Below are 17259 nucleotides of genomic sequence, written 5' to 3' on the forward strand. Positions count from 1 at the left end.
GAAGCCGTCAACGAGTGGTTGCGGCCCGTTCGTCTCGTCCGCGTGAGGTGGTGGCGATCAGCTCCCGCAGCAGTTCGACGACCAGATCGGGCTGTCCTACGAACGGGGAGTGGCCTGTCTGCCACTCGCGCACGTCGGTGCAGCGCGAGGCCATCTTCCGTTGCAGGTCGGGGTCGACGGCCCGGTCCTGTGCGCAGACGACGTAGGTGGAGGGAGTGCGCTTCCAGCTGTGGCGCTCCGGAACTCCTCGGCCGCATCCGGGAGCTTGGGCACGCAGGAGGTCGACCGCCCAGGTGGCGAGAGGTTCGGGGCAGTCGCCATAGAGGGTCGCAGCAGCCCGGCCGGGGTGGAGGCTGGTCGAGCCGTCGGCACCAGGGCTGATCGCGTCCTGGAGTTGGGGGGACGCCCCGCCCAGACCGGCCGCGCTCTCGCCGACGTCCGGCACGAAGGCCGCCAGGTAGACCAGGTGCCCTGCTCCGCGGAGCCCGGTGATCACCGACCCGCCGTAGGAGTGACCGAGCACGACCGGAGGCTCGGGTAGTGCGTCGACGGCAGCCTGGACCGCGGCTGTGTCAGCGGGCAACGAACCCCGGTGGAGCTCGGGAACGACAACCTCGGTTTCCGCGGTCCGCAGACGTTCTGCCACTACGGCGAAGTGATCGGGACGGTGATACAGGCCGTGAACGAGTACCACAGCGGCCAATTCGCCCCTCCTCAGGTCAAAGTCAGGCCGGAGTCAGCCCAGTGATCTTAGGAGCCGTTGTCCTTCCGTCGTGTCTGCGGGGATGAAGGATCCTCGACGCGAGAGCACGCAATCCGCCGGGCGTCTCGGAGGTCAACGCGGTCCAGCGGACGGTGGCGACCACCGGACCGGGCAGTGTTCGCCCCGCCGCCTGTTCCACCTCGACCAGGCAGGTCAGTCGCCAGCACTCCCACAGCGTCATCTCTCCGGCAGTCTCGGCCATCAGAGGCTCGCGCCACGCGGCCAGTTGCTCGGCCGACAGGCCGTGTGCCAGCAGGACGATCAGCGACGCGAGACCCCGGCAGCGACCCGGGTCGTGCACGGCCGTCTCCTCCAGCCCATCGGTCATCCGTCGCAGCAGCAGGACCCGGGTGGAGGTGGGCATCGCGCGCAGTGGACCGATCAGTTGGCCGCCATCGAAACCCCGGTCGCCATCGATGTCGGCACACAGGTGATGGAGGCTCCGACCAAGGCCGGTCACATCGCCGGCGTCCGCGAGCTGCTGGCCCCTCGCGGTCAACCCCGCTTCTTCGTTCTCCCCCGACACCGGCTGCCCCTCCGCAGAACGCACCTCGTCTCGACTGCCCACGAAAATAGACGAGGCCACTGACAACATGGCCTGTGCGCGGCACCGACCGTGATCGCCGTGATCGACAATCCGCCCGCTCGGCAAGCTCCTTGATCGGTGGCACGGCCCGTGGAGCGACGCGCCGCTCCGGCTCCGCCGTCGGCACCTCGGGACAACACACGCTTCCTCGGGCCGACCCGTGCACACCCGGATCCCTGTCCCCCTCCGGAGGACACGCGCCTGCGAGCGTTCGGCTCGACGTGGTCAGACGTCCGCGACCGTCGCGGTGACCGGGGTGCCGATCTCGACCGTGCGGCTGACCGTGCAGAGCCGCTCGTGGGAGGACGTGACCGCCCTGGGGAGAATCGCTCGGGCGCGGTCGCCGGGCCCGCCGTCGGGGAAGCGGACCGTGAAGGTGACGGCGAGGTCGGTCATCCGGTTGCCGAGCCCGTCACTGATCTTGTCGCCCGTCACGGTGACGGTGAACTCGGTGGGCTCCGCGTGGCGGGCGGTGGCGACGTCGACGTCGGCCGCGGTGCACCCCCCGATCGCGGCGAGCAGCAACTCGACCGGGGTGAAGCCGGTGCCGCCCTCGGGGTCGGAACTGGTGCCGAAGCTGATCGTTCCGCCGCGCACGTTCGTCGCGGTGAAGTGGCCGGTACGGGTCCGCTCGATGCTGACGGAACGCAGGCTGTTGTCGGTCATGCCGTCGACATTAGTGTCGGGCGTCGCCGATTCCCGCCATCCCACGTGGCCTTGACGGATCGTCTGCCACTGCGGGACGAGGTGGTCACCGACGTCGGCTCCGTCCTTCACCCGTCCCGCGGTTCGTCGTAGGACGTCTCGGGCCGTCCCACGCACAGCGCCCAGATGATCAGCGCGGAGAAGGCCATCATCACGACCGACCAGACCGGGTAGTACGGCAGGGACAGGAAGTTGGCGACGATGATGAGGCCCGCGATGACCACGCCGAGGACGCGCGCCCAGAACGCCGCCAGGAACAGTCCGGCGCTGACGACCACGGCGACCGCCCCCAGGACGAGGTGGATCCAGCCCCAGCCGGTGAGGTCGAACCGGAAGACGTAGCTGGGAGTCAAGACGAAGACGTCGTCCTCGGCGATCGCCATGACGCCCCGGAAGAGGTCGAGCAGTCCGGCGATCATGAGCATCACGCCCGCGAAGACCGTCAGGCCACCGGCCCATTGCTGCCCGGTCGAGCGGGGGTGTCCGTGCCCGGTGTGTGTCGTGGTCATCGTGCTCCCTCGTCTCCTGTCGCCGGGTCGTCTCGTGTCGCCCGGTGGATGTGGTGCAGGTGTCGGTGTTCCATCTGCCTCATCGGTCCGACGGGCCGTGGCCGCTCAGGACCAGTTCCTTCGCCCTGCGGAACTCCTCGTCCGTGATGTCCCCGCGGGCGCGGATCTCGGACAGCCTGGCGAGTTCGTCGACGCTGCCGGACCGGGGTGCGCCGGCCGCTGTCTCCCGGATGTAGGAGTCGAAGGCCTCCTGCTGCGCGCGTGCCTGCTTCATCTCCCGCTTGCCCATGTTCCGGCCGCGGGCGATCACGTAGACGAGGACGCCCAGGAAGGGCAGCACGATGACGAACACCAGCCAGCCTGCCTTGGCCCAGCCGCCCAGGGTGTCGTCGCGGAAGATGTCCACGATGACGCGGAAGAGCAGGATGAACCACATGATCCACAGGAAGAACCAGAGCATCGTCCAGAAGATGCTCAGCAGCGGATAGTCGTACGCGAGGTACATCGGCTCGTTCATGTCCCTACTCCCTCCCGGGGCGGTGCCCGGCAGTCGTTGCCGTCCCCAGCATGCGCACGGCCCGGGCCGGGCGGCCTCACCCGAGGCGGGTGAGCGGGGGCGCCGAGGGCGCGGCCACCGTCGGGCACCGGCGACGTACGGCCCGGTGCGCGACGCCCGTGCTCACAACGGCGCGGCGATGCCGCCCTGGTGCGCTGCGACCGCCCTGCGCAGTGCGGCCCGCCACGCGAACGCGACGCCGAGTTCGACCAGACCGAGCAGTACGAGCCACAGACCGAGCAGCCGGGTCAGCGCGCGGGCCGACTCGGTGGGCAGCGCCAGCACCACGACGCCCGCGACGATGCCGAGCGCGGCGGCGGCGAGGACGACGCCGCGGTGCGGCAGGTCCCTGGTCGCGAGGGCCGTGTAGGCGGTCAGCATGCCGGACACCAGCCAGACGACCCCGACGATCAGGGAGAGCGCGGCGATGGTCTGCATCGGGTTCCGCAGACAGAGCACGCCGGCCAGGACGAACAGCAGGGCGAGAAGCAGCCCCGGGAGTCGTTCGCCCTGCTCGCGCCGGGAGAAGGCCGCGACGAACCGGAAGGCCCCGATCACGAGCAGATACAGACCGATGAGAACCGCCAGGACGTGCAGGCTCTCGTTCGGCCAGACCAGCACCAGAACGCCCGGCACCAGTGTCGCGACCGCCGAACCCAGGATCCAGGTCCACGAGCCGCCCAGTGCCGCCAGCAACTCCGCGGGGTCGCCCGCCGGAGTGGGGGCCGGTCCGTCGGGCCGGTGTTCCGGTCCGGTGGGCGGCGCCGAACCACGCGGTACGGTCATGGCTCCTCCTCGCACGATCGACCAGGTCACCGCCGGACCGCCGGCAGGCGGGCGCGCGGGACCTCACCGGCCAGCGTGCCCCGCGCCGGCGTCCGCCGGGTCACCCGCGGCGGGTGATCCCTTCCGGCCGCCGGGGCGATGAGGTGGGGGCAGACGTGCCGACCGAACGGCTCCCGGCGAACCGAACGAAGAGACACGCGATGAGCGATCCAGCGGCTGCCCGGGGCGACCACACCCGGCCCCGGAAGGGCCCGTACCGGCGGGGCCGACCGAGGTCCCGCACCCGGTGGACGACGATCGTGGTGGTGGGCCGGGCCTTCCTGATCGCGGCCGGACTCGTCACCGCCTACTACCTGCTGCCCCTGGACAGGTACAGCGCCCGCGGCACCTCGGTGCTGCTGTTGGCCGGCCTGCTGGCGGTGGTCCTGGTCTTCGTGTGGGAGGTGCGGACCATCATCCGTTCACCCCACCCCCGTCTGAAGGCCGTCGAGGCCCTGGCCGCCACGTTGGTGCTGTTTCTGGTGCTCTTCGCCAGCGCCTACTACGTGTTGGACCGCTCCGCCCCGGGTTCGTTCACCGAGCCGCTGTCCAGGACGGACGCCCTGTACTTCACGCTGACCACGTTCAGCACCGTCGGTTTCGGCGACATCGCCGCCCGCACCGGGACGGGACGGGTCATGACGATGCTGCAGATGGCCGGAGGGCTGGTCCTGGTGGGCTTCGCCGCGCGCGTGCTGGCGAGCGCGGTCCAGGCGGGGTTGCAGCGCAGGGGGCCCATCGAGCCGGAGACCGGGGCGGACGACGGGGATGCCGGGGACTCCGAAGCGGAGCCGGACCCGGGGGCGGACCCGGGGACGTCGGCGTAGGCGATTCACCGAGCGGGCGGCCGGCGACCAGGGCCGGGACCACCGGACGGCGGACCGGCGCGGAGGGCCACGGCCCTGCCGACGGCGTTCACTCCGGCAGCTGGCGCATCTCCAGGACGCGCAGTCCCAGCGACTGACAGCGCGCCAGCAGACCGTACAGATGGGCCTCGTCGAGGACGGGCCCGAACAGGACGGTCTGACCGGACATCACCACGTGCTCCATGTCCGGGAAGGCCTGGGCCAGCGTCTCCGACAGGTGTCCGTCGACACGGATCTCGTAGCGCATCAGCTGCTCTCCCGCGGGCGGCCCGGGGCGGACGGACGACGCCCTACCCGTGATCCTCCGCCCAGGCGCGCCGTCCGCCCTCACCCTCAGCAGGTGACCCGGCGCCCGGCCCACCATCCACCGAACACCGCCGACCGGCACCGCCCACCGGTGTCATCGCACCGGCCTCGCACCGCCCTCGCCACGGGTCACAGCAGTCGCAGCTCGCGCGCACGGCGCACCGCTTCGTTGCGCCGGTTCACCGCGAGCTTCCGGTAGACGCTCTTGAGGTGGGTCTTCACGGTGTTCACGGACACGTAGAGGTCGGCCGCGATCTCCTCCGTGGACATCATCTCGGCCAGCCGCCGGAGAACGTCGAGTTCGCGTCCGCTCAGCTCCTCCACGACGAGCGCCGGAGGCAGGGACGCAAGCCGCGACGGTTCGCCGTCTCGGGTCGGTCCGTCCTGGAGCCAGCCCGCGGCGAGTGCCTGGAGCGGCGCCTCGGCCAGCGGTCGCCCGAGCCAGGGGCCGGCGTCGAGAAAGGGACGCCGCAGCCGCTCGCGGCGGGCCTCGACGAGTGCCTGGGCGACGAGCCCGCGGGCGGTGACGGAGTCCCCCGCTTCTTCGGCGGCCTGTGCCCGTACCAGCGTGGCCCGCACGGTCAGTGCGGGACCGGCCCGGCCCGGCCGTCCCTCCAGGTCGAGACGGTCGAGCATGCCGATCGCCTCGCCGCGGTGGCCCGCCGCGAGCCGGACCCGCGCGGCCTGCACCGCACAGGCCGTCTGGCCGGCCGGTGCCCGGCGCAGCGCCTCGGCGGCCCGCTCCGTACGGCCCTCGGTCAGGTGGACGGCGGCCGCGATCAGCGCCGCGTGTCCCTCCGCCCAGGGTGAGACCACGGCGGCGGGGATCGCCGCGGACACTGCCGTCAGCGCGGCTCCCACCCTGCCGCGGGCCAGCAGCAGACCGGCCGTCGCGATGGACCGGCCCGCCGCCGGCACCGGGTCCCGCGGGGTGCGCCCGGCGGCGGCCGTCTCGTCGAGGAAGGCCTGGGCCCGGTCCAGCTCGTCGCGGTCGACGGCCACGGCCGCCAGCACCAGCTGTCCGAGGCCGGAGCCGGACGACCGGTGCGGACCGAGGCGCTCCGTACCGTTGGTCGCCGCCAGGGCCTTGCTCTCCGCCCGGCCGAGCCATCCGTCCAGGTAGTCCATGAGGGCCAGGTGCGCCAGGCACTCCTCCTGGGGCAGCCCGGTCGGCGCCCCGCCGCACGAATCGGCCGCCGTGGACAGGGCGGCGCGCGCGTCCTCGAAGCGTCCGGCCCACAGAAGCGCCGAACCGAGATGCGTCAGGAGCAGGGCGGAGAGCTCGGGATGCCGCTCCAGGAGGTGGGCGGGGACCGTCTGCCACAGCTCCTCGGCGGCCGTCGCCGCCGTCTCCGCGTCCTCAGGGGAACCGGCCAGCCGGGCCGCCAGCGCCTCCAGCAGGGCGCAGCTGAGCCGGGCCGGACCGAGGGCGGCCCCGTTCCCGGCCGGACCCTCGTGTGCCAGGCCTTCCTGTGCCAGACCCCGCCGGGCGCGACGCAGGTGGGCCAGGCCCCGGCCCAGGTCGTGGTGGGAGAGGTCGCGGGCGGCGCGGACGAGGTCCGTCGCGGGGCTCGCCGCCTCGGGCTCCATACGGGAGAACAGCTCGGTCAGGTCGTCGGAGCGCAGGCCGGTGAAGAGCTGTCCGATGGCCAGGTCGTCGACCAGGGCGTCCGCGGTGAATTCCCAGTCGCCCGCCGCGGCGCCGTGCGCGAGTGTCTCCGGGAGGGACCCGGACCGTCGCAGCCAGCGCGCGGCGCGCCGGTGGAGTTCGGGTTCGAGTCCGGGAGAGCGGACCCTGAGGTGGGCGCGGAGGATCTCGCCGAACAGCGGGTGGAGGCGGTACCAGGAGTGTCCGAGGCTTTCGACGAACGCGTTCTCGCGGTGCAGTCCGGCCAGGATCGGTTCGGCGTCGGTGCGCTCCGTCAGCGCGTTCGCCAGTTCCGGGCAGAAGCGCTCCAGGACGCTGACGCGCAGCAGGAGGTCCTGGGTGTCGGCCGTGCGCCGCTTCAGCACCTCGGCCAGGAGGTAGTCGGCGACCGTGCTCTGCCCTGCCTCGAACTCCTTCAGGTACGTCTCCGGATCCGGGGCCTCGCGCGCGGCCAGGGCGCACAGGCGCAGGCCGGCGGCCCATCCCCGGGTGCGGTCCACGAGCGCGCGTACCCCGGCCGCGGGCAGGCGCAGACCGTGCGTGGTCAGGAGGGCGGACGCCTCGTCGGGGGTGAAGGCCAGTTCCGCGTCCCGGATCTCCGTCAGGTCCCCGGCCGCGCGGTAGCGGTGCAGCGGCAGCAGCGGTTCGGTGCGTGTGACGAGGAGCAGGCGCAGGCCCGGCCCGGCGTGGTGGAGGACGAACTCCAGTTGCTCGGCGATCTCGGGCGCGGCCACCCGGTCGAACTCGTCGAGCACGAGGATCGCGGGCCGGTCGCGGCCGCTGAGTTCGGCGGCCAGGCGGGCCGGCAGTTCGTGGTCGACCCAGTTCGCGTCCGCGGGGCGGCGGAGATCGCGGGGCACCGGTACTCCGGAGGCGTCCAGGGCCTGGAGGAGGTACGCCCAGAACATCCCGGGGCCCTGTCCCGTCGTGTCGGTGGTGAGCCAGGTGACCGGCTGTCCCAGGCCGGCGGCCCAGTCGGCGACCAGCAGGGTCTTGCCGGCCCCGGCCGCTCCGTTGACCATCGTCAGCGGTGTCAGGAGAGCCTCGTCGAGGTGCTCGGCCAGCCGGTCCCGGCGCAGGAAGGTGGCGGGTCTGGTGGGCAGGGCGAACCGCGTGCGCAGAAAGGGGTCTCCCAGGGGATCGACATGCGCCGGGGCGGGACCCGTACCGTTCTCGTCGAGGGCAGCCACGGCGCTCACCACCACTTTCCGTCAGGTCACGGGCAGCGTTCCCTCCCTCACGATCCCAGCTTTTGGGCGGGTGCGCGGATCGGGCGTGGCCCGGCGGCCCCTCGTGCGCCCCGCCCGACGGCCGTTCCTGACGCCCATGGCCTCTTCGTGAGACCGGCCCGACGGCCTCTTCGCGGGGCGAGCGGGGCCGGGCGGGGCCGACCGCCTTTTCCGAGCGGGGCCGACCCGCCGGCCCCTCCCGGGCCGCACCCGCCCGCGGTCCGTGCAACCCCCTCGCAACCTGCCGGGTGGTCAGGTGAACGGTGGCCCGACCCGCTCTCCGCACCACCGGACCACCAGCGCCGGCCCCACCCCCGCTCGTCCCCGACCCGACGGAGAACCCCGATGGACGTCGTCCCGCGTGTAGCGCTCACTCCGGCGGCCGCCGACTTGGTACGGCGGTTGCGGGCGGTGCACGGCCCGCTGATGTTCCACCAGTCCGGCGGCTGCTGCGACGGCAGTGCGCCCATGTGCTACCCGGCGGGTGAGTTCCGCACCGGCGGCTCCGACGTCCTGCTCGCGGAGCTGGAGGTGGAGGGGGTCGACGAACCGGTGACGTTCTGGATGTCGAAGAGCCAGTACGAGCTGTGGAGTCACACGCGGCTCACCGTCGATGTCGTCCCGGGCCGGGGCAGCGGCTTCTCGCTGGAAGCACCCGAAGGAGTGCGCTTCCTGATTCGTTCCCGCGTCGTCGGCTGACGGTCACCGCCCCCGGGCACCACTCCGCGCTGAACTCGCCCTGAATCATGGGTCACGGCACGGAGCACGCGGGCCGGTGCCGCCCTGGCGGGGGCGGCACCGGCCGGCGGAGCTCAGGCCACCTGCCCAACGGCGTCGGCGTCTTGTCACGAACCTGAGGTCAGGGATGCAGACTGCTCACGATGTCCGCCGTGGCCGTGAGCCCGTTCTGGATCGTCGGTGCCATGCTGCTGCCCGACAGGAAGAAGCCGAGCAGGACGCACACCACCGCGTGCGAGGGCTTCAGCGCGCCGTTGCGCAGGAACACCACCGCGAGGATCAGCAGCAGTACCACCACAGAGATGGAAATGGCCATCGTCAACCTCCTCCGCCACGTCGACACCGCGGCTTTCGGCGGCAAGTGTCGCGTAGCGGAGGGTTCGTCCGGGCGGCTGACGTGTCCTCCGAACGTGTGATGTCTATGCCCGCTCGTGTGCCTGTTCGCGTGTCCGTTCGTGCGTGTCGAGGAACGTCTCGAGTCCGGCGAGGTCGTCGGTGTTGAAGTAGTCGACGTCGGCGGCCAGCAGTTCGCGCCACAGCGCGTCCCGGGCCGGGCCCGCGAGGTCGGGTGTGGCCCAGAACCGCACCTTCTGGTGGCGCGCGTGCGCCGCCGCGATGATCTCGCGCAGCTTGGCGCGCTCCGCCGCGGGGAACGGGCCGTCCCCGAGCCAGGTGAAGTTGAGTGTCCAGTTGTCGCTGATGAGCGGCACGAAGGACGCGGTCGCCGCGCTGCCGAGGTCGGTGAGCCGGCCGTCGTAGAAGGCACGTCGCCGGCTCTGCGCCTCCATGGGGGTGCGGGCTGCCCGGTCGCCGGAGACGACGGCCGTGACGGGACCGGGGTGCACCCGGCCGTGCGCGTAGGTCGTGAACAGGTGCGGGTAGCGGCGCAGATGACGGTCGAGTTCGAGGTACGTCGAGGCGCCCTCGGTCTTGATGTCGATCAGGAGCTGCAAAGGCCTGCGATAACCCCGGTACACGGAACCGTGGTTGGCCCTGACCCGGGAGACGAGCGGGTCGAGGTAGAGCGCTTCGAGGGTACGGGTCGGATCGAGATCGACGGGATCGTGGGCGACGAGGAGCTGGTTGCCGACGAGGTAGATGTCGGCCTCGACACTCCCGAAGCGGTGGGCGAGGGCGTCGAACAGGGGACGCGGGTGGTCGTAGTCGTTGTGGGCGTGGGCGCGCCACAGCGGGCGCCCGCCGTGTCCCTGCTCGTCGGCTCGCGCGTGCACGGCGGGCAGCGCGACGGCGCCCGCGAGGGCGGCGCCGAGGGTGGTGAGGGCTCTGCGACGGGTGGTGTGGGCCATGCTCTGCCTCCCTGGAAGTCCCGTACCGGATACCGGCGAGTATGGGGCGCGCGAAAGCCAAGGAGCGCTGAAATGTGGGGAGTTGGCCGGACTGCCGTCATGGGTTCACTTCGTCGCCGCGGCGCACACCGTGAAGCCCGCCCCAGGTGGGACGGGCTTCACGTGAGCCGGACGGTCAGGGCGCCTGGAGGTCGACCAGTCGTGCCAGCGCCGCACGGTGCGCGCCCGCCGTGCCGTACGCGATCGAGTCCGCCTTCGCGCGCTTCAGGTACAGGTGGACCGGGTGCTCCCAGGTCATGCCGATGCCACCGTGCAGCTGGAGCGCCTCCTCGGCGGCGCGGACGGCGACCGGGGCGGCGTACGCCTGGGCGACGGCGACCGCCACGTCGGTGTCCGCGCTGCCTGCCGCGAGTGCGTCGGCGGCGTGGCGTGCGGCGGCACGTGTGTTGACGACCTCCAGCCACAGCTGGGCGAGCCGGTGCTTGAGCGCCTGGAAGCCGCCGACGGGCCGGTTGAACTGCTTGCGTTCCTTGAGGTGGCGGACCGTCTCCGTCAGGCACCAGTCGGCGAGGCCGAGTTGCTCGGAGGCGAGCAGTCCGGCGCCGGCCCGCAGACCCCGTCGTACGGCGGGACCGGCGTCGCCCAGCCGGCGGCCCCGCACCCCGTCGAGGGTGACCGTGGCGAGCGGCCGGGTGAGGTCGAGCGAGATCCGCGGTGTGACCGTGACGGCGCTCCCGTCCACCGCGTACAGACCGCCGTCCGCCGCCGGGACCAGCAGCACGTCGGCCACCGTCGCGTCCGCGATCCCCGTCAACTCGCCGTACAGCAGGCCGTCTTCGTCGCGTACGGTCCGGTGGGCACCGTCCGGTGCCGCGGACAGGGCGACGGCGAGCGCGCCGACGGTCCGCCCGGACGCCAGCTCCGTCAGCAGCGCGGCGGCGTCCTCCCCCGTGCAGTCCAGCAACGCCTCGGTCGCCACGACGGCGCTCGTGAGGTAGGGCACAGGAGCGACGGCTCGGCCCAACTCCTCAAGCACTACGGCGACTTCACGGTGCGTTGCCCCTTGGCCGCCCTGGGCCTCGGGCACCAGCAGACCCGCCAGCCCCATCCCGTCCGAGAGCGCCTTCCAGAGCGCGGGGTCGTAGGGCGTGTCCGACTCCGTGCGGGCGATGACACGGGCGGCGTCGCAGTGGTCGGCGAGGAGGTCGCGCACGGCGGCGCGCAGCGCCTCCTCCTCCTCCGAGTACAGCAGATCGGGTTGCGTGCCCTGCGTTGTCATCGGGCGAGGTCCTTCCACGCGACGTCCTTGTCGGTGCGCGGCTCGGACGGCAGTCCGAGCACGCGTTCGGCGACGATGTTCAGCAGGACCTCGCTGGTCCCGCCCTCGATGCTGTTGCCCTTGGAGCGGAGGTAGCGGTAGCCCGCGTCACGGCCGGTGAAGTCGACCAGTTCGGGGCGGCGCATCGTCCAGTCCTCGTACAACAGGCCTTCCTCGCCGAGGAGTTCGACCTCCAGACCGCTGATCTCCTGGTTGAGCCGGGCGAAGCCGAGCTTCAGGCCGGAGCCCTCGGGGCCGGGCTGTCCCGCGACGAGCTGCTGGCGCAGCCGCTCGCCGGTGAGCCGGCCCACCTCGGCCTCGACCCAGAGCTTCAGCAGCCGCTGGTGCAGGTCGTGGGTGCGCAGTTCGGGCCGCTCGCGCCAGGTCTTCGCGACCGGGCCGATCATGCCGCCCTCGCGCGGGATGCGCATGCCGCCGATGGACACGCGCTCGTTCATGAGCGTGGTCTGCGCGACCCGCCAGCCGTCGCCGACCTCACCGAGGCGGTGGCTGTCGGGGATGCGGACGCCGGTGAGGAAGACCTCGTTGAACTCGGCCTCGCCGGTGATCTGGCGCAGCGGCCGTACCTCGACGCCCGGGTCGGTCATGTCGCAGACGAAGTAGGTGATGCCGCGGTGCTTGGGGACGTCCGGGTCGGTGCGGGCGATGAGGATGGCCCAGCGGGCCAGATGGGCGCTGGACGTCCAGACCTTCTGGCCGTTCACCACCCACTCGTCGCCCTCCCTGACCGCGCGCGTACCGAGCGCGGCCAGGTCCGATCCGGCGCCGGGCTCGCTGAAGAGCTGGCACCAGACCTCCTCGCCGACCCACAAGGGCCGCAGGAAGCGCTCCTTCTGTTCCTGGGTGCCGAAGCCGAGGATCGTCGGCGCGGCCATGCCGAGGCCGATGCCGATGCGGCGGGGGTCGTTGTCGGGTGCGCCCGCGGCCTCGAGCTCGGTGTCCACGACGGCCTGGAGGGTGCGCGGGGCGCCGAGGCCGCCGAGGCCCTCGGGGTAGTGCACCCAGGCGAGCCCGGCGTCGAAGCGGGCCTCCAGGAAGGCGGTCCGTCCGGTCTCCAGGGGCGGGTGTGCGGCCAGCAACTCGCGTGTGCGGCGGCGCAGTTCGGTGGCATCGGGCGCACCGCCCCGGTGTGCGGCGTCGGTCATGCCGAGGCTCCGTTCTCGAGTGAGGGCAGCACGGCCACCCGGCCCGTGGTGACTCCGTCGGCGACCCGCTGCACGGCCGCGGCGGCACCGGCCAGCGGTACGCGCTCGCTGACGAGCGGCTTGATCGAACCCCGCGCGGCGAGTTCGGTGAGCTGCTCGTGGCAGCGCTGGATCAGCTTGGGGTTCTTGGTGCCGTACAGGCCCCAGTGCAGTCCGAGTATCGAGTAGTTCTTCACGAGGGCGTGGTTCAGCGCCGGGCTGGGGATGGACCCGCTGGCGAAGCCGACGACGACGATCCGGCCCTCGAAGGCGACGACCTTGGTGGACTGGGTGTAGGCCTCGCCGCCGACGGGGTCGTAGATCACGTCGGCGCCCCGGCCGCCGGTGGCCTCCTTCACGGCGGCGATGACGTCCTGGCCGCGCCGGTCGATGACCACGTCGCAGCCCAGCTCCCGTGCGACGGCGACCTTGTCGGCTCCGCCGACGACACCGATGACGGTGGCCCCGGCCGCCTTGCCGAGCTGTACGGCGGCGCTGCCCACCCCGCCGGCGGCCGCGTGCACGAGCAGCGTCTCGCCCGCTTCCAGGCCGGCCCGCCGGTGCAGACCGAACCATCCTGTCTGGTACCCGATGTGCAGGGCGGCCGCCTCGGCGTCGTCCAGGGCCTCGGGGGCGGGCAGCAGTGCGGCGGCGTCCGCGACGGCGTACTCGGCGAATCCGCCGTACGGCAGCGCGGGGTTCGCGAGCACGCGGCGCCCGTCCTCGGTCTCGCCGCAGATCTCCACGCCGGGTGTGAACGGCAGCGGCGGCCGGACCTGGTAGTGCCCGCGGCACATCAGCGCGTCCGGGAAGTTGATGTTCGCCGCGCGCACCTTGAGCAGGACCTGTCCCTCACGGGGGGGGCCGGCCGCTCCACGTCCTGGAGCCGCATCACCTCGCTCGGTTCGCCGAGCTGGTGCACTTGCCATGCCTGCATGCGGGGCCTCCACGGGACTGCTTCGTCTGACCGGGGTCGATCGCATACTAAGCGGTCGCTTGCCGATCAGGGAACAGTCGCGTCCGTCACGCGCGACAACGGCCCGTGTCACCCGCGGGTCGGCCGGGCCCGTACGTGCATCCGCTCCCCCTGCGGCCCGAACAGGCTCAGGAACTCCACCGGCCCCTCCCCCGTCGACCCGAACCAGTGCGGAACCCGCGTGTCGAACTCGGCGGCCTCTCCGGCCCCGAGCACCACGTCGTGCTCGGCCAGCACGAGCCGCAGCCGCCCCGAGAGCACGTACAGCCACTCGTAGCCCTCGTGGGTACGCGGGTCCGGGTCGAGCCTGCGCTGCGGTTCGAGCACCTTGTAGGCCTGCAGTCCGCCGGGCTGCCGCGTCAGGGGCCAGTGCGTGCGGCCGTTGCGGACGATCGGTTCGGCCCGGACGCGCGGGTCGCCGACCGGTGGCGCGCCGACCAGTTCGTCGAGCGGCACCTGGTGGGCTCCGGCGATCGGCAGCAGCAGCTCCAGACTGGGCTTGCGCAGCCCGGACTCCAGGCGGGAGAGGGTGCTGACGGAGATCCCGGTCGCCTCCGACAGCCCGGCCAGCGTGGCACCGCGCTCCTTCCTGATACGGCGCAGCCGGGGTCCGACGTCGGCGAGAACTTCGTCCGTGGTCATACGGCTATTGCAGTTTCGGCAAAGCTGTTTGTCAATCCGTGGGCAGTCGGGCGACGGTCTCCTCGGAGGTGGTCACCATGACCGACATGTATGAGGCCGTCGTGGTCGGAGGCGGCGCGGCCGGGCTGTCCGCGGCTCTGGTGCTGGGACGGGCACGGCGCCGGACGCTCGTCGTCGACGCGGGCGAGCCGCGCAACGCGCCCGCCGCGCACCTGCAGGGCTATCTGACCCGGGACGGTGTGCCGCCCGCCGAGTTCCTCGCCCTGGGGCGCGAGGAGATCGCGCGCTACGGGGTCGAACTGGTCCGGGACCGGGCCGTCGACGTCATCCGGCACGGCTCCGGTGAGTTCCGGGTGACGCTCGCGTCCGGGCGGACGGCGCACGCGCGGCGGCTGGTCCTCGCCACCGGGCTGGCCGACGAGCTGCCGACGGTGCGGGGTGTCGCCGAGCGCTTCGGGCGGGACGTGCTGCACTGCCCGTACTGCCACGGCTGGGAGGTCCGCGACCGGGCCTTCGGGGTGCTGGCCAGTGCGCCGATGGGCGTCCACCAGGCGCTGATGGTCTCCCAGTGGTCGAAGGACGTCACCCTCTTCCTGCACGAGGTCGCCGAGGAGGAGCTGACGCACGACGACCGGCGCCGCCTCGCCGCCGCCGGGGTCGCCGTGGTGCCGGGCGAGGTCGCCGCGCTCGTCGTCGAGGAGGACCGGCTGACCGGGGTCCGGCTCGTGGACGGCTCGGTCCACGGCCGCTCGGTGCTGTTCGTGGCTCCGCGCGCCGTCCCCCGCAACAACCTCTTCGAGCGCCTGGGAGCCGAACTGCGCGAGACCCCGTTCGGCACGTATCCCGTGGTCGACGAGACCGGGCTGACGACCGTGCCCGGTGTCTGGGCGGCGGGCAACGCGGTCGGCTTCGCCGAGCAGGTGGTGAACGCCGCCGGCGCCGGTTACCGGGCGGCCGCCACCCTCAACGGCGAGTTGCTCCTCGCCGACCTCGACGCGCCGGAAAGGCACTGAACGCCGGGGTGTGGACCGCCTGTCCGCGTTGCACCATGGCTGCATGCTGCTGAGCCGGCTCGCCCATGTGTCCCAGGAGGTCGCCGCCACCTCGGCGCGGTCCCGGAAGATCGCGTTGCTCGCCGAGCTGTTCCGGGACGCCGACGCGGACGACGTGCCGATCGTGATCCCCTATCTGGCGGGGCGCCTCCCGCAGGGGCGGCTCGGTATCGGCTGGAAGCTGCTGAGCCGTCCGGTGCCGCCCGCCGCCGAGGCCACGCTCACCGTGCGGGACGTGGACGCCCGGCTGACGGAGATCGGCGCGGTCACGGGCACCGGCTCGCAGGCCGCGCGCGGACGTCTGATGGACGCGTTGCGGGCCGCGGCCACCGAGAGCGAGCAGCGCTTCCTGTTCGGACTGCTCACCGGCGAGGTGCGGCAGGGCGCGCTGGACGCGGTCGCGGTGGAGGGGCTCGCCGGGGCGACCGGCGCGCCCGCCGCCGACGTACGCCGGGCGGTGATGCTCGCCGGGTCGCTGCAGACGGTGGCGCGGGCGCTGCTCGCCGACGGCCCCGGGGCGCTGGACGGGTTCCGGCTCACCGTCGGCCGTCCGGTGCTGCCGATGCTCGCGCACAGCGCCCCGTCCGTGTCCGAGGCCGTCGACAAGCTGGGAACGTGTGCCGTCGAGGAGAAGCTCGACGGCATCCGCGTCCAGCTCCACCGCGACGGCGACGACGTACGGATCTACACCCGCACACTCGACGACATCACCGACCGGCTGCCAGAACTCACCGCCGCCGCGCTCGAGTTGGAGGACCCCCGGTTCATCCTGGACGGCGAGGTCATCGCGCTGGACGAGGACGGGCGACCGCGTTCCTTCCAGGAGACCGCCGGGCGCGTGGGCTCACGTGTGGACGTGGCCACGGCCGCGCGGAGCGTGCCCGTCTCGCCCGTCTTCTTCGACGCCCTCTCCGCGGACGGACAGGATCTGCTGGACCTGCCCTTCGCCGAGCGGCACGCGGAGCTTGCGCGGCTGGTGCCCGAGCCGATGCGGGTGCGGCGCGCGCTCGTCGAGGGCCCCGCGGACCTCGCCGCGGCGGAGGAGTTCCTCGCCGACACCCTTCGCCGCGGCCACGAGGGAGTCGTCGTCAAGGCCCTGGACGCTCCCTACAGCGCGGGCCGCCGCGGCGCCTCCTGGCTGAAGGTCAAGCCCGTGCACACCCTCGACCTGGTGGTCCTGGCCGCCGAGTGGGGCCATGGGCGGCGCACCGGAAAGCTCTCCAACCTGCACCTCGGCGCGCGCGCCGAGGACGGGTCGTTCGTGATGCTCGGCAAGACCTTCAAGGGCATGACGGACGCGATGCTGGCCTGGCAGACCGGGCGGCTCCAGGAACTGGCCGTGGAGGACGACGGCCATGTCGTGACCGTACGCCCAGAACTCGTCGTCGAGATCGCGTACGACGGTCTGCAGAGATCGACCCGCTACCCGGCCGGCGTCACCCTCCGCTTCGCCCGCGTGGTGCGCTATCGCGAGGACAAGACCCCCGCCGAGGCGGACACCGTCGGGAGACTGCTCGCCGCACATCCGGAGGTGACCCCGTGACGGGGAGACGCAGCGCGGGACTGCTGTTGTACCGACGCACCGAGGGCGGCCTGGAGGTACTGCTCGGCCATATGGGCGGCCCGTTCTTCGCGCGGCGCGACGCCGGGGCGTGGACCGTGCCCAAGGGCGAGTACGAGCCCGAAGAGACCGCCTGGGACGCCGCGCGCCGCGAGTTCCGGGAGGAGCTGGGGCTGCCCCCGCCCGACGGGGAGGCGGTCCCGCTCGGCGAGGTCCTGCAGGCGGGCGGCAAGGTCGTCACGGCCTGGGCGATCGAGGCGGACCTCGACCCGGCCACCGTGGTCCCGGGCACCTTCGAGATGGAGTGGCCGCCCAGATCGGGGCGCCGTCAGGAGTTCCCCGAGCTGGACCGGGTGGAGTGGTTCGGCCTGGACCGGGCGCGGGCGGTCGTGGTTCCGGCACAGGCGGCGTTTGTGGACCGGCTGGCGGAGCACCAGGACTGAGCAGCCCCCTTCGCGTTGCGCCGC

General features: G+C 72.5%; 18 protein-coding genes and 1 pseudogene. 5 read left to right on the forward strand and 14 right to left on the reverse strand.

The annotated features are described in order from the left end of the window. Positions 1 to 7 precede the first annotated feature (7 nt). The 6 genes from OHB41_RS07380 to OHB41_RS07405 form a co-directional block, all read right to left on the reverse strand. A complete protein-coding gene (locus OHB41_RS07380) occupies positions 8 to 703 on the reverse strand; it encodes an alpha/beta hydrolase (RefSeq protein ID WP_266697143.1) in 696 nt (231 codons plus the stop codon). A gap of 22 nt (positions 704 to 725) precedes the next feature. Continuing rightward, complete coding sequence (locus OHB41_RS07385; RefSeq protein WP_266697144.1) at positions 726 to 1358, reverse strand: hypothetical protein; 633 nt, start codon at positions 1356 to 1358, stop codon at positions 726 to 728. Positions 1359 to 1574: 216 nt separating this feature from the next. Next, positions 1575 to 2015, reverse strand: a complete 441-nt coding sequence (locus OHB41_RS07390; RefSeq protein ID WP_266697145.1) for an OsmC family protein — start codon at positions 2013 to 2015, stop codon at positions 1575 to 1577. Positions 2016 to 2122: 107 nt separating this feature from the next. Then, a complete protein-coding gene (locus OHB41_RS07395; protein WP_266697146.1) occupies positions 2123 to 2563 on the reverse strand; it encodes a DUF7144 family membrane protein in 441 nt (146 codons plus the stop codon). A 79-nt stretch (positions 2564 to 2642) separates the two neighbouring features. Further along, a complete protein-coding gene (locus tag OHB41_RS07400; RefSeq protein WP_266697147.1) occupies positions 2643 to 3080 on the reverse strand; it encodes an SHOCT domain-containing protein in 438 nt (145 codons plus the stop codon). A 162-nt stretch (positions 3081 to 3242) separates the two neighbouring features. Then, a complete protein-coding gene (locus OHB41_RS07405; RefSeq protein ID WP_266697148.1) occupies positions 3243 to 3905 on the reverse strand; it encodes an HdeD family acid-resistance protein in 663 nt (220 codons plus the stop codon). Positions 3906 to 4105: 200 nt separating this feature from the next. On the opposite strand from OHB41_RS07405, the gene OHB41_RS07410 reads away from it, so the two are divergent. Beyond that, entirely contained in the window at positions 4106 to 4771 is a 666-nt protein-coding gene (locus OHB41_RS07410; protein WP_266697149.1) for a potassium channel family protein, read from the forward strand. Between the two features lie 88 nt (positions 4772 to 4859). On the opposite strand, the gene OHB41_RS07415 is transcribed toward OHB41_RS07410, so the two are convergent. Both OHB41_RS07415 and OHB41_RS07420 read right to left on the reverse strand, forming a co-directional pair. Next, positions 4860 to 5057 carry a DUF8691 family protein gene (locus OHB41_RS07415; protein WP_266697150.1) on the reverse strand — a complete coding sequence of 66 codons (198 nt, stop codon included), beginning with the start codon at positions 5055 to 5057 and terminating at the stop codon, positions 4860 to 4862. A gap of 188 nt (positions 5058 to 5245) precedes the next feature. Beyond that, positions 5246 to 7969 (reverse strand): winged helix-turn-helix domain-containing protein, encoded by a 2724-nt coding sequence (locus tag OHB41_RS07420; RefSeq protein WP_526024897.1) that lies wholly within the window; start codon positions 7967 to 7969, stop codon positions 5246 to 5248. Between the two features lie 369 nt (positions 7970 to 8338). Between OHB41_RS07420 and OHB41_RS07425 the strand changes: the two genes are divergently transcribed. Further along, complete coding sequence (locus OHB41_RS07425) at positions 8339 to 8692, forward strand: DUF779 domain-containing protein (RefSeq protein ID WP_266697152.1); 354 nt, start codon at positions 8339 to 8341, stop codon at positions 8690 to 8692. Between the two features lie 160 nt (positions 8693 to 8852). Here OHB41_RS07425 and OHB41_RS07430 read toward each other — a convergent pair whose 3' ends face one another. From OHB41_RS07430 to OHB41_RS07455, 6 genes and pseudogenes are all read right to left on the reverse strand, one after another. Next, complete coding sequence (locus tag OHB41_RS07430; RefSeq protein WP_148008049.1) at positions 8853 to 9047, reverse strand: hypothetical protein; 195 nt, start codon at positions 9045 to 9047, stop codon at positions 8853 to 8855. Positions 9048 to 9150: 103 nt separating this feature from the next. Continuing rightward, the gene (locus tag OHB41_RS07435) at positions 9151 to 10038 is read right to left on the reverse strand and encodes a phosphatidylinositol-specific phospholipase C/glycerophosphodiester phosphodiesterase family protein (protein WP_266697153.1); all 888 of its coding nucleotides are present in this window, start codon (positions 10036 to 10038) and stop codon (positions 9151 to 9153) included. 175 nt (positions 10039 to 10213) lie between these two features. Beyond that, positions 10214 to 11317 (reverse strand): acyl-CoA dehydrogenase family protein, encoded by a 1104-nt coding sequence (locus OHB41_RS07440; protein ID WP_266697154.1) that lies wholly within the window; start codon positions 11315 to 11317, stop codon positions 10214 to 10216. Then, positions 11314 to 12522, reverse strand: coding sequence for an acyl-CoA dehydrogenase family protein (locus tag OHB41_RS07445; RefSeq protein ID WP_266697155.1), 1209 nt, complete (start codon positions 12520 to 12522; stop codon positions 11314 to 11316). The genes OHB41_RS07440 and OHB41_RS07445 overlap by 4 nt, the downstream gene beginning before the upstream one ends. Then, positions 12519 to 13498: pseudogene (locus OHB41_RS07450) on the reverse strand (NADPH:quinone oxidoreductase family protein). Before OHB41_RS07450 ends, OHB41_RS07445 begins: the two are co-directional and overlap by 4 nt. 108 nt (positions 13499 to 13606) lie before the next feature. Further along, complete coding sequence (locus tag OHB41_RS07455) at positions 13607 to 14179, reverse strand: helix-turn-helix domain-containing protein (RefSeq protein WP_266697156.1); 573 nt, start codon at positions 14177 to 14179, stop codon at positions 13607 to 13609. Between the two features lie 77 nt (positions 14180 to 14256). On the opposite strand from OHB41_RS07455, the gene OHB41_RS07460 reads away from it, so the two are divergent. From OHB41_RS07460 to OHB41_RS07470, 3 genes are read left to right on the forward strand one after another with little or no spacing between them, the layout of a single operon-like run. Further along, positions 14257 to 15192 carry an NAD(P)/FAD-dependent oxidoreductase gene (locus OHB41_RS07460; protein WP_266697157.1) on the forward strand — a complete coding sequence of 312 codons (936 nt, stop codon included), beginning with the start codon at positions 14257 to 14259 and terminating at the stop codon, positions 15190 to 15192. 43 nt (positions 15193 to 15235) lie between these two features. Beyond that, on the forward strand, positions 15236 to 16774 hold the full coding sequence (locus tag OHB41_RS07465; RefSeq protein ID WP_266697158.1) for an ATP-dependent DNA ligase: 1539 nt from the start codon (positions 15236 to 15238) through the stop codon (positions 16772 to 16774). Next, positions 16771 to 17235, forward strand: a complete 465-nt coding sequence (locus OHB41_RS07470; RefSeq protein WP_266697159.1) for an NUDIX hydrolase — start codon at positions 16771 to 16773, stop codon at positions 17233 to 17235. The genes OHB41_RS07465 and OHB41_RS07470 overlap by 4 nt, the downstream gene beginning before the upstream one ends. Positions 17236 to 17259: the final 24 nt, after the last annotated feature.

This window comes from Streptomyces sp. NBC_01571 (genome assembly GCF_026339875.1).
GTDB lineage: Bacteria > Actinomycetota > Actinomycetes > Streptomycetales > Streptomycetaceae > Streptomyces.

Coding starts and splice junctions, on each gene's coding strand:
- OHB41_RS07385 (WP_266697144.1), bottom strand. CDS start 1,358: ATGTTGTCAGTGGCCTCGTCTATTTTCGTGGGCAGTCGAGACGAGGTG.
- OHB41_RS07390 (WP_266697145.1), bottom strand. CDS start 2,015: ATGACCGACAACAGCCTGCGTTCCGTCAGCATCGAGCGGACCCGTACC.
- OHB41_RS07395 (WP_266697146.1), bottom strand. CDS start 2,563: ATGACCACGACACACACCGGGCACGGACACCCCCGCTCGACCGGGCAG.
- OHB41_RS07400 (WP_266697147.1), bottom strand. CDS start 3,080: ATGAACGAGCCGATGTACCTCGCGTACGACTATCCGCTGCTGAGCATC.
- OHB41_RS07405 (WP_266697148.1), bottom strand. CDS start 3,905: ATGACCGTACCGCGTGGTTCGGCGCCGCCCACCGGACCGGAACACCGG.
- OHB41_RS07410 (WP_266697149.1), top strand. CDS start 4,106: ATGAGCGATCCAGCGGCTGCCCGGGGCGACCACACCCGGCCCCGGAAG.
- OHB41_RS07415 (WP_266697150.1), bottom strand. CDS start 5,057: ATGCGCTACGAGATCCGTGTCGACGGACACCTGTCGGAGACGCTGGCC.
- OHB41_RS07425 (WP_266697152.1), top strand. CDS start 8,339: ATGGACGTCGTCCCGCGTGTAGCGCTCACTCCGGCGGCCGCCGACTTG.
- OHB41_RS07430 (WP_148008049.1), bottom strand. CDS start 9,047: ATGGCCATTTCCATCTCTGTGGTGGTACTGCTGCTGATCCTCGCGGTG.
- OHB41_RS07435 (WP_266697153.1), bottom strand. CDS start 10,038: ATGGCCCACACCACCCGTCGCAGAGCCCTCACCACCCTCGGCGCCGCC.
- OHB41_RS07440 (WP_266697154.1), bottom strand. CDS start 11,317: ATGACAACGCAGGGCACGCAACCCGATCTGCTGTACTCGGAGGAGGAG.
- OHB41_RS07445 (WP_266697155.1), bottom strand. CDS start 12,522: ATGACCGACGCCGCACACCGGGGCGGTGCGCCCGATGCCACCGAACTG.
- OHB41_RS07455 (WP_266697156.1), bottom strand. CDS start 14,179: ATGACCACGGACGAAGTTCTCGCCGACGTCGGACCCCGGCTGCGCCGT.
- OHB41_RS07460 (WP_266697157.1), top strand. CDS start 14,257: ATGACCGACATGTATGAGGCCGTCGTGGTCGGAGGCGGCGCGGCCGGG.
- OHB41_RS07465 (WP_266697158.1), top strand. CDS start 15,236: ATGCTGCTGAGCCGGCTCGCCCATGTGTCCCAGGAGGTCGCCGCCACC.